13 protein-coding genes are annotated in these 15,044 nt (G+C 65.2%); 11 read left to right on the forward strand and 2 right to left on the reverse strand.

All coding sequences use genetic code 11. The features are described 5' to 3' along the window. The coding region (locus tag QYL93_RS31345; RefSeq protein ID WP_305747345.1) for a DUF4347 domain-containing protein at positions 1-2,401 on the reverse strand (2,401 nt) is incomplete at its 3' end. A 583-nt stretch (positions 2,402-2,984) separates the two neighbouring features. Then, a complete protein-coding gene (locus QYL93_RS31350; protein WP_305747346.1) occupies positions 2,985-3,824 on the reverse strand; it encodes a sulfotransferase in 840 nt (279 codons plus the stop codon). A gap of 197 nt (positions 3,825-4,021) precedes the next feature. On the opposite strand from QYL93_RS31350, the gene QYL93_RS31355 reads away from it, so the two are divergent. The 11 genes from QYL93_RS31355 (at position 4,022) to QYL93_RS31400 (ending at position 14,914) form a co-directional block, all read left to right on the forward strand. Then, positions 4,022-6,253 carry a hypothetical protein gene (locus tag QYL93_RS31355; protein ID WP_305747347.1) on the forward strand — a complete coding sequence of 744 codons (2,232 nt, stop codon included), beginning with the start codon at positions 4,022-4,024 and terminating at the stop codon, positions 6,251-6,253. Positions 6,254-6,269: 16 nt separating this feature from the next. Continuing rightward, the gene (locus tag QYL93_RS31360) at positions 6,270-6,506 is read left to right on the forward strand and encodes a hypothetical protein (protein WP_305747348.1); all 237 of its coding nucleotides are present in this window, start codon (positions 6,270-6,272) and stop codon (positions 6,504-6,506) included. 2 nt (positions 6,507-6,508) lie between these two features. Continuing rightward, positions 6,509-7,861 carry a hypothetical protein gene (locus QYL93_RS31365; protein WP_305747349.1) on the forward strand — a complete coding sequence of 451 codons (1,353 nt, stop codon included), beginning with the start codon at positions 6,509-6,511 and terminating at the stop codon, positions 7,859-7,861. Continuing rightward, on the forward strand, positions 7,858-8,304 hold the full coding sequence (locus tag QYL93_RS31370) for a hypothetical protein (RefSeq protein ID WP_305747350.1): 447 nt from the start codon (positions 7,858-7,860) through the stop codon (positions 8,302-8,304). The genes QYL93_RS31365 and QYL93_RS31370 overlap by 4 nt, the downstream gene beginning before the upstream one ends. A gap of 3 nt (positions 8,305-8,307) precedes the next feature. Beyond that, a complete protein-coding gene (locus QYL93_RS31375) occupies positions 8,308-9,216 on the forward strand; it encodes a hypothetical protein (RefSeq protein WP_057267324.1) in 909 nt (302 codons plus the stop codon). Between the two features lie 9 nt (positions 9,217-9,225). After that, positions 9,226-9,780, forward strand: coding sequence for a hypothetical protein (locus QYL93_RS31380; RefSeq protein ID WP_305747351.1), 555 nt, complete (start codon positions 9,226-9,228; stop codon positions 9,778-9,780). After that, positions 9,777-10,649 (forward strand): hypothetical protein, encoded by an 873-nt coding sequence (locus QYL93_RS31385; protein ID WP_305747352.1) that lies wholly within the window; start codon positions 9,777-9,779, stop codon positions 10,647-10,649. Before QYL93_RS31380 ends, QYL93_RS31385 begins: the two co-directional genes overlap by 4 nt. 4 nt (positions 10,650-10,653) lie before the next feature. Next, positions 10,654-13,872: a transglycosylase SLT domain-containing protein gene (locus QYL93_RS31390; protein WP_305747353.1), complete on the forward strand. Its 3,219-nt coding sequence runs from the start codon at positions 10,654-10,656 to the stop codon at positions 13,870-13,872. 57 nt (positions 13,873-13,929) lie between these two features. Then, complete coding sequence (locus QYL93_RS32065) at positions 13,930-14,211, forward strand: hypothetical protein (RefSeq protein WP_370877092.1); 282 nt, start codon at positions 13,930-13,932, stop codon at positions 14,209-14,211. A gap of 2 nt (positions 14,212-14,213) precedes the next feature. Next, a complete protein-coding gene (locus QYL93_RS31395; RefSeq protein ID WP_305747354.1) occupies positions 14,214-14,471 on the forward strand; it encodes a hypothetical protein in 258 nt (85 codons plus the stop codon). Between the two features lie 155 nt (positions 14,472-14,626). Further along, the gene (locus tag QYL93_RS31400) at positions 14,627-14,914 is read left to right on the forward strand and encodes a hypothetical protein (RefSeq protein WP_305747355.1); all 288 of its coding nucleotides are present in this window, start codon (positions 14,627-14,629) and stop codon (positions 14,912-14,914) included. Positions 14,915-15,044: the final 130 nt, after the last annotated feature.

Here is a 15,044-nt window from a genome sequence, read left to right on the forward strand (position 1 = left end):
TGACCATGTTCAGGGCCGAAACCGAGAGGATGCCGGTGGCCGCATCGTAGGTGGACGAGAGGATGCTCGGCGCAGCGTTGGAGACCGTGATGGAATTGGTCGCATCCGCGATGTTGCCTCCGGTGACCACGCTGTTCCAGTCGTCGGCAGCCGCCAGGTTGTAGGTGGTGCTGCTGGCCGAGGTGGAGCCGTTTTTGTTGAGCAGGGCATCGACTGCGGCGATGTCGGCACCGGCCAGGGTGAAGGTGAAGCTGGTGGCACTGGTGACTTCGACGTTCCCGCTGGTGGACAGAGTGCGGGTAGCGCCGCCCTCGCCGGTGATGGTCAGGGTGGACACCGTGACGTCGTTCGTTGCACCGACGGTCTTGACCAGGCCAGTGCCGGTGACGGTGAAGACGTGGGTGGCGCCGTTGTAGGTGGCCGACGTGATGGTGGGGGCGGTGACGTTGGAGACGGTGACGGTGTTGCCGGTCAGGTCGGCCGGGGCGGACGCTGTGGTGTCCCAATTGGCTGCGCCGGCAAGGTTGAAGGTGGTGGCACCAACCGAGGCTGTGCCATTGTTGTTCAGCACGCCGTTGACGGCCAGCTTGTCTGCGGCGTTCAAGGTGACGGAGAACGCTGTGGCGCTGCTGGCCGTGACGTTGGCGCTGGTCAGGGTGTAGCTGCCGCCCTGGCCGGTGAGGCTGAGCTTGGTTACATCGATGGTGTCGCCGGTGGTCATGCCGATGGCTGTGACCGACACGACGCCGGCGGCGGCGTCGTAGGTGGCGTTGGTGATCGATGGCGGTGTATAGGGAGTAATGGTCCCGAGATTGTTGTTATTGGCGGTGCCGGTGACCCCGCTGGCACCGCCAGGGGCTTCGCCGCCTGTGCCGCCGGCGCCCTTGTTCGTGCCCCCTGACAACGATGATGAAGACGAAGTATCCATCTTCAACACGCCGGTAGCCCAGATGCCGCCAGTGCCACTGCCACCATCGCCTCCATTGGCAGTGCCTTTTCCCGCCACAGAGCCCCCCCCACCACCTCCGCCAGCGCCTATATTGTTGGTGATCGTGCTGCCGGAGATCGTGAGCGTGCCAGAGCTGTAGATGCCACCCGCAGCATTGCCGCCTTTGCCACCACCGGAGTCATAGCCTGCACCTCCGCCGCCGCCGCCGATGGACAGGCCGCCACTGGTCGCCGTACCACCTGCAGATCCTTTGGAGTAGCCGCCACCGCCGTTTGCGCCTGATCCACCAATCGTGGTACCGCCCTTGCCTTTGAGATAGGTAGCGCCGCCGCCGCCGTCACCGCCGGTGCCTGACCCTCCCGCCGCGCCCGCATTTAATGTGGACTCTGCATGGCCACCGGCACCGCCGCCAATACCTGAAAGTCCACCGCCGCCGCCTCCGCCTCCGCCGCCACCCAAGGCAGGCGCGAGGTTGCCGCCGCCGCCGCCGCCGCCAGAGGCGCCGTTGGCCGTCACGTTGACACTTGTGAGTGTCAGGGTTCCCGCATTGCGGATCCCACCGCCCAACGCGTCCCCCGCTGCAGGCGCCGGGTTGCCTGTATCGCCCCCTCGACCGGAGACCAGGCCCTCGCGGATGGTGAGGTCGGAGATGGTGACGGTTCCGCCCCGAACTTCCAGCACACGGCCGTAGTAGTTGGCGTCCAGCGTGTTGCCACCGCCCACGATTTCCAGTGTCTGGCCATCGGTAATGTTGATGTCGACAAAGGTCTTGTGTCCATCCGTCACGCTGGCAACTACGTCGCCTGCGCCCGTGGCACCGATGTTGGCCAGCAGGGTGATTGTGTCGCTCTGGTTGTTGGCGGCAGCAGTGCCCAGCGCGGTGCGCAGCTCGCCAATCGTGCTGGCGGTCAGCGTGGCAAGGTTGCCCTCGTAATTCGAAAGCATGTTCACATCGATCGCGCTGTCGTGCCCTACAGCGCCCGTCGTGATCTCCAGATCCCAGTCGCCTCCCTTGACTGCGCCACCGGTGGCGTCATTGGACGCCGCCACATCGGCCCCGGTCAGCTGCGCCAGCGCCTGCAGGAATTGAGCCCCCACCTCCCCAGCACCCACATCGCAGCCATACAGCAGCAGGTCACCGTCAGACCCAAGGGCATCGCCGATGGCCTTCAGATCGGCCTGGTGCTGGTCGAGGTTGCCCGCGTGCAACGGCCCGTTGCCCAGCAGAAGTACCCCGTCGTCGCCATGCGAGATCACGCTGATGGAGCTCAGGCCCTGCTCGCCCTGCAGTGCCTTGGCCATCTGCGCCACGCCATTCTCGGCAGGGTTGAGCACCACCACCTTTACACCCGGCTGTGCGGCCGCGATGATGGACTGGAGGTCGGGCACCCGGCTGTCGATGAAGACGATCTGGTGCGTGGCCGTGTCGGTGGTGTGGGACGTGTTGGTCATGGTGCTGATCCGGTTAAATCGGTGTGTTCGCAGCAGGTCTGTTGCGTGGGTTGATTGGCACGCACTGCAGGCGGCACGATTGAACGAGGGCGGTCGCCGTGGTCAGTGGCGCCAGGCGCCAACCACTGGGGCTGCGGGTCAATGAAGGGGCGGCTGGCTGCATGGCAGTGGTGACTTGCGTACACAGACCGGCCCCTGTTCATCACGGTCTGAACGCAAGCGGTGCGGGCGCGTGGCAACCCGCATGGCGGCGTGGGCCGCTTGATGCGTGCAGGGTCGAGGCGTCTGTTGCGTTCATTCCATGACAAGGCTTGCAGCCGAAAATCCCCTTATTGGGGCGACGGTTGAAAGTAAGTGAAAGGAATGTGAGGGTCAACAAAAAAGCTGCCATGTGGCAGCCCTCGTAACATCTTGATTCCATTCAGTGCGGCCCGCTGCCGCCGCAGGCCGCAGAGCAGAGGCCAACGCGGTGTTGGCCATGCTCAGCGTTGGCGACAGCCGTATGACAGCGGTGCGCCGCAGGCTGGCAATGCCATTGAACGCTGCCGATCTGCGCCAGGCAGACAGGTAGCTGCGCTGCCTGCTACGTCGCCTTGGCCGTGATCACGCTGGCGCGGCTGTTCGCCTGGTCGTGCCAGAACGACAGCTTGCCGTACTGCTCGAACAGGTCGGGCGGCAAGATGGTCTCGCGCCGCTCCAGGCCCACGGTGGGGCGCACCTTGTGCAGGCCGTGCAGGCCCAGGGCTTCGTCGAAGTCGGGGGCGTCGTACTGCACTTTTTCAAAGTTGTGCTCGAAGGCCGGCTCCTGCAAAAACTGGTAGATCAGCGGCAGCACCTTGTGCGGTGCCTGGGCCAGCAGGTCGTAGTCCACCAGCAGCAGCGAGGCGGCGTGCTCGCCGTAGAACGCCTCTTTGAGCGCCGTCCATGGATAGCCCACCATGCGGTTGCGCTGCGCCAGCGTGTCCACGCGGCTGTAGACGGTGTTGCGCTCGGTGTCGTCGTTGAACAGGCGGGTGATCTCGAAGGGGTTGGCCCTGTAGCGCCGCTCGATGCTGTCCATGACCCAGGCCACGTTGCGCACGCAGGCGATCAGCTTGGCGCCGGGAAACATCTCCATGAGGGCGGGCATCTGCGCGCTCCACATGCGGTTGGTGTCGAAGATGACTTCCTTCTCGCCCGCCTGGTCCGCGTAGTAGCTGTCGAACAGGCCGCGCGCCAGGCGGTGGCGCTGCGCGCGGGTGACCACCGGGCCGAACTCGCTGCCCGCGCCCAACTGGTTGAGCATGCCGCGAAACAGGCCGCCCACGGGGCTGCTCATGCCGGCATGAAAGCGCGGGTTCTGCAGCAGCAGGGCCGACAGCAGGGTGGAGCCCGAGCGGGGCAGGCCGGTGATGAAGTGGTAGCGGGGCGTGGCAGTGGTCATTGGGATCAAGTGCGGGCAATAAGAAGAACAGGGCAATCCGTCGGCGCCTGCGCATACTGTATCGCCTTGCCTGCCCATGGCGCCAGGCGCGGGGCTTGCGCGCAAACCTGCATATATGCCGCGCGTTGTTCGCGCGGCACCGCACCGCAACACTGCGGTGCATGCGCAATCCACCGTTTTCCCACCCCTCTTTTGCCGTGACCGATGGCCCGCCGGGCCTGGCCGCCGATGACATCACTGCCATGGGCGCCGACGAAGTGCTTGCCTTGTTGGCTGATGCCGCCGAGCTGGACGCTGCGCAGCAGCGCCGCGAGGCCGAGGCCCGCGCCGTGCGGGTGGGTGCCCTGGGCCGGCGGCTGCTCACTCTGGCGCAGGAGCAGGTGCAGCAGCGCCAGGTGATCGAGGAGCGCTGGTACAAGGACGTGCGCCAGTTCAACGGGCAGTACGACCCGGGCATGTTCGGCGACGAGGGCGAGTACGGCAGCCGGGTCTTCGTGCCGCTGACGCGCCGGCTGTGCGGGCTGGTGGAAGCGCGGCTCTTTGACATGCTGTTCCCCAGCGAAGAGCGCAACTACGTGATCGAGCCCACGCCGGTGCCCGATCTGGACGAGGCCCTGGACCTGGCCGGGCAGTTGCCCCCCGGCACGCCCATGCAGTCGCCCGAGGGGCAGATGCTGACGGCCGGTGGCATACAGCAGGCGATTGGCCAGATGGTGGACGAGGCGGCCAAGCGCTGCGATGCCATGCAGCGCGAGATCGACGACCAGTTGGCCGAGTGCAGCTACCCGCGCCATGCGCGCGACGTGATCCACGATGCGGTGCTGTACGGCACGGGCGTGCTCAAGGGGCCGGTGCCTATGTTTCGCACCACCAAGCGCTGGGCACGGCAGGGCGATGGCGCATATGTGATGAGCCTTGCGCGCAAGCCGCTGCCGCAGGCGGCGCGGGTGGACCTGTGGAACTTTTTCCCCGACATGAGCAGCACGCACATCCGCGAGGCAGAGTTCGTGTTCGAGCGCCACTACCTCACGCGCCAGGAGGCGGCCGACCTGCAGGACATGCCCGACGTGGATGCCGACGCCCTGCGCCGCATGCTGGGCGCCGAGCCGACCACGCCCACCAACAACTACCGCGAGCGGCTGCGCGCCATCAGCGGCGCCAGCGGCGCCAAGGACCGGCGCTATGAGGTGTGGGAGTACCACGGCCCCATCACCGCGCAGGACCTGATCGACTGCGGCTGCGCGGTGCAGGACGACCCGCTCAAGACCTACACCGGCGTGGTCTGGTTCGGTAGCCAGGGCGAGGTGCTGAAAGCCGCGCTGAACCCGCTGGACAGCAACGAGCACCCCTACAGCGTCTTCACCTGGCAGATGGACGAGGCCAGCATCTTCGGCTTTGGCATGCCGTACGAGGTGCGCGACAACCAGGAGAGCGCCAACAGCGCGTTTCGCGCCATGCACGACAACATGGGCCTGTGCGTGCTGCCCCAGGTGGTGGTGGACGACCAGGCCATCGAGCCGGTCGATGGATCGTGGCGCATGGCGCCTGGCAAGTTCTGGCGCAACAAGCGCCCGGGCTCGGACGCGCGCCAGGGCATTCAGTTCATCGCCATCGATGCGCGCCTGCAGGAGCTGCAGGCCATCTTCGGCATGAGCAAGCAGCTGATCGAAGAGGTGGGCACGCTGCCTGCCTTTTTGCAAGGCACCGAGGCGCCGAGCTACATGCAGAGCGCTACGGGCGCCAGCATTGCCTACAACGCCGCCAACCTGTGGGTGCGCCGCGCGGTGCGCAACTGGGACGACGACATCGTCACCCCGCTGATCACGCGCTTTTTCGACTGGAACATGCAGTACAGCGAGAAGGTCGAGATCAAGGGCGACAGCCGCGTGCGCGCCCTGGGCATTGCCGCATTGGTGGAGCTCGAAGGCCAGGCGCAGCGGCTGCAGGCCTTCATGCAGACGGCGCAGGCCATGGGCCTGCCGCCGAGCAACCAGATGCGGCTGATGCGCGAGTTTGCGCGCGCCTTCAAGCTCGACCCCGACCGCGTGCTGCCCACCGAGCAGGAGATCGCCCGCATGCAGCAGGCCGAGGCGCAGCAGCCCCCCGGAAAGAGCGGCCCCGACGCCGAGCGGGTGGCCCAGCAGCGCGAGCAGGCCGCGATGGATGGCGAGCTGGAGAAGGCCCGCCTGCAGCTGCGCCGCGACGAGGCCATGGCCCAGCGCGAGCTGGCCCAGCAGCGCATGGCGCTGGACGCGGCCACCGCCGCGGCGCGCGAGCGCACAGGCCAGACCGAGGCCCAGCGGCGCCAGGCCTTCGAGGTGCAAAAGACCCGCGCCGTGCTGGCCGACCGCCAGGCCGACCGCGACAGCAAGGCGCAGATGCTGAATGCCGAGATGGCATTCAGCGCACAGATGGGCAAGGGCGTATGAGCACGGGGGATTTCACATGAGCTGGATGGAGCAGATCAACCCCGCCACCGCCGTGTGGCGCGGCGTGGAGGCCTACGCGGCCGAGCGCATTGCCGAGCTGACCACCGTGTGCACCACGGTGCGCTCCACCGACGCCGAGATCCGCGCCGCACAGGCCGCCATCCAGGAGCTGCAGGCCCTGTTGGCCCTGCCAGGCCGCATTGCCCTGCAGGCGCAGCAGCGCGGCACCACTGACCGCAGCAAAGGATATTGACCATGGCAGAGTACACGCAGGATCACGTCAACGCGGCCTATGCGACCGAGCGGGCCAACGGCGCGTCGGACGAGGACCTGGCACGCATCGGCAAATCGCTGGGCGTCACCGACGCGCAATTCAACCTGGCCAGCCAGGCCTGGGGCGCAGCGCCGTCGCCAGCCCCGGCACCCTCATATGCGCCAGCGCCGGCGCCCGCCGCAGTCTCCACCGGCTGGGAGGGCGGGCGCGACCTGACTGCCGACGAAATCAACACCGCAAAGAACTGGTCTGCCGGCAAGACAAGCCAGGAGGTCATGGGCATGTTCAGCGGGATGGGCGTAACGCAGAAGCAGCTCGGACAGGTCTACGGCTGGTCGGCCGAGGACTCGGCCATCGGCGGCTATGGCACCGCAGGTGGGTTGGAGAAGCCCTATTACGACTACACCTACGACGCCCAGAAGGGCTGGACCAAGGACGCCAAGAAGCCGCCCACCACCGGCATCAACCTGTCGCAACTGCAGGGCATGACGCGCTGGGACGTGGCGCCCAACGAGACGGTGCGCAGCCAGTTGCAGCAGATCATTGCCGACGACAGCCCGCTGATGCAGCAGGCCCGCGCCCGCGCGCTGCAGACGGCCAACACGCGCGGCCTGCTCAACAGCTCCATGGCCATGACGGCGGCCGACTCGGCCATGTATGACGCGGCCATGCCGATTGCCCAGCAGGACGCCAGCACCTATGCCCGCGCAGGCGAGTTCAACGCAGGCCAGGCCAACACCTTTGCGCGCGACAACAATGCCTTCGCGCGCGATGCCTATATGGCCGACTTCAATGTGCAGGCCAATGAATGGGCGGCGCAGCAGCAGTTCGACCGCGAGTACCGGATGCTGGACCGCCAGCAGCAGCTGACGCTGGAGCGCGACGCTGTGCAGAACGGCTACCAGTCGGCGCGCGACCAGTTCGCGGCGCAGACCCAGATGTCCATTGCGCAGCTGGATGCGGCCTCGCGTGCGGCGGCCATCCAGCCCGACACGAGCATGGCTCGCCTCAATGCGCAACTTGACGCCGACGACCGCAGGGCCGACCGACAGACCGCAGCTGACGACCGTAGCACGCTCAACAACCTCCGGGCCGATTACGCAGCCAAGGTTTTTCAAGTCAACACGGCCGACCTTTCGCCCGAGAAGGCAGACCGCGCCCTTGCTGACCTGGCGACCACCTACAACCCGCAGTTGACCGTGCTGGCGAACCGGCTGGGCTACAACCCGGACAGCTGGATCATCAAGACGGCGCCGAGGGAAGCCACCGCACCATCGCCAGGGCCTGCAACAAATGCCCCCTCTGCCGGCGATGCAGGGAGTAGCGGACCATGACCGTCATCCGACGCGCGACGCGCGATGACCTGCCTGGCCTGGTGGCCTTGGCCCTGCGCGAGCACGCCGCCAGCCAAATGGCTGACCAGCCTATCGAGATGGCGCAGGTGCAGGCGTCCTTCCTGGGCGTCATCCACAGCCTGGCCGGCGCGGTGTTCGTCAGCGAAGAGGGCGGCGCGCTGCGCGGCCTGATCGCAGGCATCGTGCAGCCCGGTCTATTCAACCGCCGGCAGACCGCCTACGAACTGCTCTGGTACGCCGAGGACGGCTCGGGCCTGCGCCTGCTGGCAGCGCTGCAAGGCTGGGCCACGCGCATGCGGGCTGTGCAGTTCGTGGTGCACGACTACGCCGGCATCGCCGATCCGGCACGTTTCAACAAGGTCATGGCCCGCCGGGGCTTTGGCGTCATGGGCACGGCCTACGTGTCCGCACTGGAGAGCTGATACATGGCCGTCGTTATCCCCATCATCATGGCCTACACGGGCGCCACTGCCACCATTGCCTCTGCCGTGGGCCTCACTGCCGCCATCGGATCAGCGGCAGCCGCCACCGTGGTTTCCACGGTAGCGTCCATTGCCTTTCAGGTCACCGGCATCAATGACAAGGTCAACAAGGCGGCTTCCAAGGTCTTCGGCGAGGACATGGTCAAGGTGATCAACATTGCAGGAGCGGTGTACGGGGCTGTCAACGGAGGGTTCGGTGGCGGGGGTGAAACCGCAGGCCTGACAGAAGCTGGTGGCGCGCTGAGCACCAAGGCGATGCTCGATGGAACCACCGCCTTCGGTGCGAACTCGGCGGCGGGAGCTTTCGACCTTGCGGATGGCTTGGGCAGCTTAGCCATGGGTGATTTTTCGGGTACGACGGACAGTCTGGGGAACAGCACCTACAGCCCAGGCGACATGAACTCTGTGGAGCTCAACTCCATCGGGCCCGCCAAGGGGGTGAACCTGGCGAACACCAGCCAGCCCTTGGGTACTGACACAAAGGCTGTGGTGGAGGCCGCCAGGACAGCTGAGAACTCAGGCGCCGCGCGCGACATCGCCCCCGCTCCAGCCTCTACCGCTCCATCTGCGGCTGAAACCAATGCGGCAGTGTCCAGGGCTTCTTCTGACCAGCAGCTTAAGGCAGGCGACATCAGCAAGGGCGTGGAGCCACCCAAGACGATCAGCACCACGGCCCCCAAGCCGGGCAGCTTTTTCGACAAGCTGCTCAGCAACGACAAGGCCGTGGGCGAAGTGATCAAGGGCGTGGGCGCTGGCATCAGCGGCGCGGCCAACGCCAAGGCCGAGGAGAAAAAGCTGGCATGGCAGAAGCAGCGCTACAGCTACACACCCACCACCCGCATCGTGCAGTAAAGGACGACCATGAACCTCAACGAAATGGCACAGGGTGCGCCCGCGCAAGCGCCCACCACAGGCACGACCGGCGGCAAGACCCCAGCCAGCCCAGAGCAGCAGGCCCAGTTCGACATGCTGCTGGGCCGCGCTCGCCAGTTGCTGGGCGAGTCTGCGGTGGAATGGAAGGGTGCGATGGACATCGACCCTGTCGGCGCAGCGGTGAAGTTCGGCACGCAGACCCTGCGCTTCCTGGCCACGCAGTCCGAAAAGGCCGGCCAGCCCGTGGACCCGGCCGTGCTGCTGCACGTGGGCGTGCAGTTCGTCAAGGACATCGCCGGCCTGGCCAACGACGCGGGCATGGTGCCCGACGAGCAGCTCGAACCCTTTTTGCAGCAGGTGATGCAGGAGTCCATCGCCGAGTACCTGCGCATGGATGCCGAGGACGGGCTGATGCCACCACCCGGTGCTCCACCCGGTGGCCAGCCGCCGCCGGCGCCCGGGCCCGCACCCGGACCGCAGGGCCTGAACCTCGCGCAGATGGCGCAGCAGCAACCACAGCCATTGCAAGGGGGTATGCAATGAGCTTCTTCGCCAACCTGTTGGGCGGCACGCTGCAGGGCGTGGGCGGCGGCATGTCGGCCATGGCGGTCGACGATGAGAAACTGCAGGCACAGCGCGGGCTGCTGCAGGACAAGCAGCAGGCCGCGCTGGAGCTGCAACAGCAACGCACGGCCGACCGGCAGTGGCAGCAGGAGCAGACGCAGGCGCTGCAGATGAAGGTCGCAGCGGGCGGCACAGGCGGCGGTGGCGTGGGCGCGGGTGGCAAGGGCCGTGCCGGCGCGGAGGGCATCAACCTGGCCAGGATGGCCTATGACGCCCGCACGCCCGAGGAGCAGCAGCGGATGATCGCCCTGGTGGACAGCTTCCACGGCAACGATGCCGCCGGCGTGCTGGCCGAGCGGATGTACGGCACGCCGCGCATGACCCGCACGGAGCCCACGGCGGGCGACTTTGCGCGCCATGACCGGGCGGGCGACATGCAGGCCGCCCCGCCCACCACCACGCTGGAGCGCGCGCAGTACGACGCTGACAAGGGCGTGCAGGCGCTGCAGCGGGCGTATGCGATGTTCATGGAGCCTGGCAGGCCCGATGGCTATGCGGCGACAGAGCGCTCAGTGGCTGCCCCCGATGCGGGTGTGGGTCAGGCCCTGCAGCGCGGCACGCCGCAGGTGCAGGACGCCAGCGGGACCGGCTCCTATACGGCTACCGCCGGGGGCGCAGGGGATGCCGGTGCAAAGCCGGGGCATGCCCCTGCGGGCTACCCGCGTGGGGCCCCCACTCCATCCACCGGCCTGGCGCCCACCACCCAGCCCCGTGGGCCCGGTTCCCCGGCGCTGACGCCCGCAGCCCGGGGCGATGCGTGGCGTGCCAAGGTGGGTTTCAAGGGCTGATCGCATGAACCTCTACGAACTGGCGTCGTTGGGGATGGAGGCCGATGCGCAGCCGCTGTACCGGCCTGCGCCGCGTGCCATGGCGGCCGACGCGGGAGACATTGCGGGGCCTCCCACAAGGGCCTTTGCCGTGCCGCAGGCGCTCGACCCGCTGTTCGAGGCCGCCGCAGCCGACTACGGTGTGGACGCCAGCATCCTCAAAGGCATCGCGCACGCCGAGAGCCGCTTTCGCCCGGACATCATCAGCGGCCACACCCGCAGCCGTACTGGGGCCCTGGGCCTGATGCAGTTCATGCCCGATACGGCACGGGAGCTTGGCATCGACCCGCTGGACCCTGTGCAAAGCGTGTTCGGGGCCGCTGCCTACCTGCGCGAAAGCTTCGACCGGTTTGGCGGGGATACGGAGCGCGCCATCGCCAGCTACAACTGGGGGCGCAGCCGCACGGCCTTTGACCGCGACGATTGGTACAAGGCCCTGCCCGCCGAAACGCGCAACTACGTGGGCGCTGTGCTCGACTTTGCCGATGGGGCGGTGCCCACGCCCGGACCGGCTGCGCTGCTGCACGGCGCCAAAGTGCCGCTGCCCGAGGCGGTGCAACCAAGCCAGGCTGGCGGTGGGCGCGGCATGGTCAACCCACCGGCCCAGCGCAGCGAGGCCGTGGCCGGGCCGAATGCGTCCAAAAAGGGTGTGTTCGAGCGCGTGGGCGGCGAGCTTGCGCAACTGCGCGACGAGTTCTTTTCTGGTGCAGCCGGTGTCTCCGCCAACTTCCAGGCGATGAACGCCAGCGCTGCGGCGAATCAGCTGCTGCAGCGCCAGGATGCGCTCAAGAAGCTGGAGCAGGCTGGGAAAGGTGAGAGCGCCGAGGCCCTGGGCCTGCGCAAGTACATCACGCACGCCACCGCCCGCTTGGGTGGCATGGCCGCAGATGCGGCTGACGCTGGCGCCTTGGCGGATGCAGCGGGCCGGATGACGACCCGGCCAGAGCTTCGCGCCGTCACTGAGGCCAAGAGCCTCGGCGAATCGTGGGAGGCCTTCAAGAAGAATCCCTATGCCGTGGTCGCAGGCGTCACCGCGCAGTCCGCTGCGCAGATGATTCCGATGATCGTGGCCGCTGCTACAACTGGGCCAGTGGGTGGCGCGGCGGTCGCCGGGGGCACCAGTGCGCTGTCTGAGTTCGGCAGCGGCATCCGTGAATTCGCCCGCGACAACGGCGTTGACCCGTCGGACAAGGACGGGCTTGGCAAGCTGTTTTCCGATCCGAAGATGCTGCGCGAGGCTATGGCCTATGCCGGAAAGGGCGGCGCCATCGTGGGGACGATGGATGCAGTTTCCGGTGGCCTGGCCGGCAAAACATTGGTACCCAAGGTCTTCAAGAACCAGGCCGTGCGCCAGGCCATCAACGCACCGCTGCAGGCTGGTGTGCAAGCTGCGTTGGGTGGTGCCGGTGAAGCAGGGAAACAGCTGGCGCAAAAGGGCCAGATCGACCAGCCCGGCCAGGTGTTGGCGGAGATGGTGGGCGAATGGGGCATGGCTCCGGTAGAAGTACTAGCGCTTTCCAAGGATGCCCGGCAGGTACTGGCCGGACGCAATGCTGTCGCCCTGAGCCCCGCAATGCAAGTGGACAGGGGATCCTCCCAATCACCTGTTGGGCGGAAGGCGCCTTCTCGGGCTGAAGTGCCGCCCGATGCGATGCGCGAGGCCGCCTCGTCTAGGGATCAGGCGGAGGGCTTGGCTCATGAAGTGGTGCAAAACGGTGTGACTGCTTCGAGCAGTCTTGCACGCAAGACGAAAACGGATGAACTGCGGGCACGGGAAGACAGCGCGGCTGATGCCGATGTCACTTCAACCTTGCCAACCGGTGACGGCAGCCGCTTGCCTGGTGCTGCTGATGGACATGGATACCGGCCATCGGGTAACGCTATCTCCACGCTTGATCCTCAAACAGTCAAGAAAGCAAGGATCTTGCAGGGTGAGCCCGTTGCAATCCTGCTAGGCAATGAGGCGCCCCGCGGATTTGCCTTGTTGCGCGCATGGGCCTCCAAGCTCTTCGCGGATGCTGGTGGCGTCGCTGTTCACCCGGAGTTGGGCGAAGTGGTTCTCGACGAGCGAGCGGTGCGAGACTCCATGGCACACGGCATGAATCCATCCAAGGCCGTGTCATTCGCGGCCGTGAAGGCCGTCGTCGAGGGCGGTGCACTTGTGCTCAGTGCGCAGCATGACCGAGATGCGACGAGTTTTTACATCAGCGCGCCGGTAGAGATCGATGAAAAGGGGAACGTCGTCACCGTGCTGGTCAAGAAAGATCCGAATACTCAGCGGATGTATCTGCACAGTGTGAGTACAAAAGAGCGTCTCCTGAATACCAGGTATTCCGGGACTGACACCAAGGATGGTGTGGAGCGATCCGGCAAGGCTACTTCAGGAGACATAGCCAGTGTAATTCGCGGGCTGTTGACGGTCAACCTGAAAGACGTCTCTGGGGACGCAAGTAGCCCGGCCATGGAGCCAGAAGTGCCCACGGCGGGTCCGGTGGTAGATGCCCCAACGGCGGTGCCTGTCGGTGCAATGCACTTGACCGACAAAGGCACGCTGAGCGTGGAGGGGGATCCTCGCCAGTTGGACAAGCGACTGCGCGATGCCGGGGTAGACAAGGTGTGGATGTGGCTCGACAGCGTATGGGTAGCACCCGAGCAGGCTGCACGGGCCCAGCAGGTGCTGGCACCGCCACAGCCTGGCGCTGATGCCGATGCGGAAAGGCAGTCGCCACCACCGGCGCAGATGAAGATGCGCGAGGGCGGCATGCTTGATGTGGAGGGGGACACCCAGGCGGTGCGCCAGTGGCTTGAGGACGCGGGCATCCCCGGTGGGGCCATGACAGATGGGCCAGAGGGTGTGATCGTCACGGCGGGGAGCGTCGAGCGGGCGAGACAGGCGTTGGCCGGGCATGCGTCTTCGGTCGGGGTCGTGGATACCCTCCCTGCCGAGGGCGCGCCGGTGCCATTCTCACAGGTTCGGAATGGCGGCATTGATTCAGGCCCTGTGGCTGGGGATTTTTCTTCGGAGCGAGGTGATTTCCATGGCAATGCCTCAGGTCGAGCGAGCCAAGGCGTTTCAATGGGGTCGCAGGAACTTCAATCAAAAAATGGCGCTCCTCACGCATTTGGCCGCATTTCATTTCAGCAGGGCGCGAGGCCTGATGCAAATGAGCTTCGCGCTGGCTGAAGCCTGGCTGATTTAGGCTACAACGTCATCCATAAAGTTACAGCGAATGACCTTGGTGTGCCGGAGACTCCCACGGCGGATCTGGAGGTTGAAGGCATTGGGCAAGTGGACGTTTACACTCCGAATACGTCTGAAGTGAAAAATATTGTTCGGGAAATTGAACGCAAGAAGGAGCAGGCTACGTCAGTTCTTGTACAGACGGACCTCGACGATGCCAGTATTCAAGCGATCCAGGAAAGGTTTTGGGGAAAACCAAATGCGTTAAGGATTCAGAGCTTGTTTTTTCAAGACTCAGGTGGGAGAATGATTTATGTACCTCGACCAAAGAAAGGAAATTAAAGATGGCTAAATTTCGTTGCCGTTGCGGGCATGAAATGCGTTTGACCGGCGCCGATTCGCCGTACGAGTTTTCGCTGATTCCCGAGGCCGCAGTGGTAAATATTTCAGATCAGCTTGAATCTGGAAATGTATCGTCGGAGAACTTCTTTGATGAGATTGATAAGGTTTCCAGGCTTGTTTATCGATGCACGGAATGTGACCGGTTGTATGTAAAAAATGAGTCGAATGTTTTTGATGTTTATGTAAAAGATTTACTGTAGGCTGGATTATTTTAATATGCGGGCGGTCCCACTTCTGAAGTGCTACACCTGAACCTCAGGTAAATTCCACAGATGACTTCACAATACACGCACTTGCAGACAACAATCTGGCAGTCGATCCGACGGGGACTGAAACTGCGCCAACCAGCAATGGCATGAAGGAGTTCGATGGTGCGGGACCTGGAGCTGCAGCTGATGATTTCCCCAACCTCGGCCTTTCGGACCTGGGGTCCAAGTTGGGCGAAGGGGGCACCAAGGATGTATTCGCCTATGGCGAAAAGTACGCCGTTGGCGTCTTGCACTCAGGCCGCATCAGTGAATTGGAAAGCGAGTTGAAACTGCTTGGCCAACTAAAGGAGATGGGCCTTCCCGTCGTTAACGCCAGGGGGCCGATCATGGTAGGTGATCGCCCTGCGCTTGTGTACGTGTCGCATCCCGGATGATTGCATCGACCCAAAACGCTCTCCGCTCTTCATGGCCAGAGCCGTTCTGCGAGAGTTGATAGAGTCCTTGCAATCCATCCAGGGAGTGAAGCCATGTTGATTGCCCTGCACAAGAACGCCCGCACCACCG

Source organism: Acidovorax sp. A1169 (genome assembly GCF_030704685.1).
Lineage (GTDB): Bacteria > Pseudomonadota > Gammaproteobacteria > Burkholderiales > Burkholderiaceae_C > Acidovorax.

Bases quoted from the DNA above. Each gene is read 5' to 3' on its own strand.
- QYL93_RS31350 (WP_305747346.1), bottom strand. From the start codon at position 3,824: ATGACCACTGCCACGCCCCGCTACCACTTCATCACCGGCCTGCCCCGC.
- QYL93_RS31360 (WP_305747348.1), top strand. From the start codon at position 6,270: ATGAGCTGGATGGAGCAGATCAACCCCGCCACCGCCGTGTGGCGCGGC.
- QYL93_RS31365 (WP_305747349.1), top strand. From the start codon at position 6,509: ATGGCAGAGTACACGCAGGATCACGTCAACGCGGCCTATGCGACCGAG.
- QYL93_RS31370 (WP_305747350.1), top strand. From the start codon at position 7,858: ATGACCGTCATCCGACGCGCGACGCGCGATGACCTGCCTGGCCTGGTG.
- QYL93_RS31375 (WP_057267324.1), top strand. From the start codon at position 8,308: ATGGCCGTCGTTATCCCCATCATCATGGCCTACACGGGCGCCACTGCC.
- QYL93_RS31380 (WP_305747351.1), top strand. From the start codon at position 9,226: ATGAACCTCAACGAAATGGCACAGGGTGCGCCCGCGCAAGCGCCCACC.
- QYL93_RS31385 (WP_305747352.1), top strand. From the start codon at position 9,777: ATGAGCTTCTTCGCCAACCTGTTGGGCGGCACGCTGCAGGGCGTGGGC.
- QYL93_RS31390 (WP_305747353.1), top strand. From the start codon at position 10,654: ATGAACCTCTACGAACTGGCGTCGTTGGGGATGGAGGCCGATGCGCAG.
- QYL93_RS31395 (WP_305747354.1), top strand. From the start codon at position 14,214: ATGGCTAAATTTCGTTGCCGTTGCGGGCATGAAATGCGTTTGACCGGC.
- QYL93_RS31400 (WP_305747355.1), top strand. From the start codon at position 14,627: ATGAAGGAGTTCGATGGTGCGGGACCTGGAGCTGCAGCTGATGATTTC.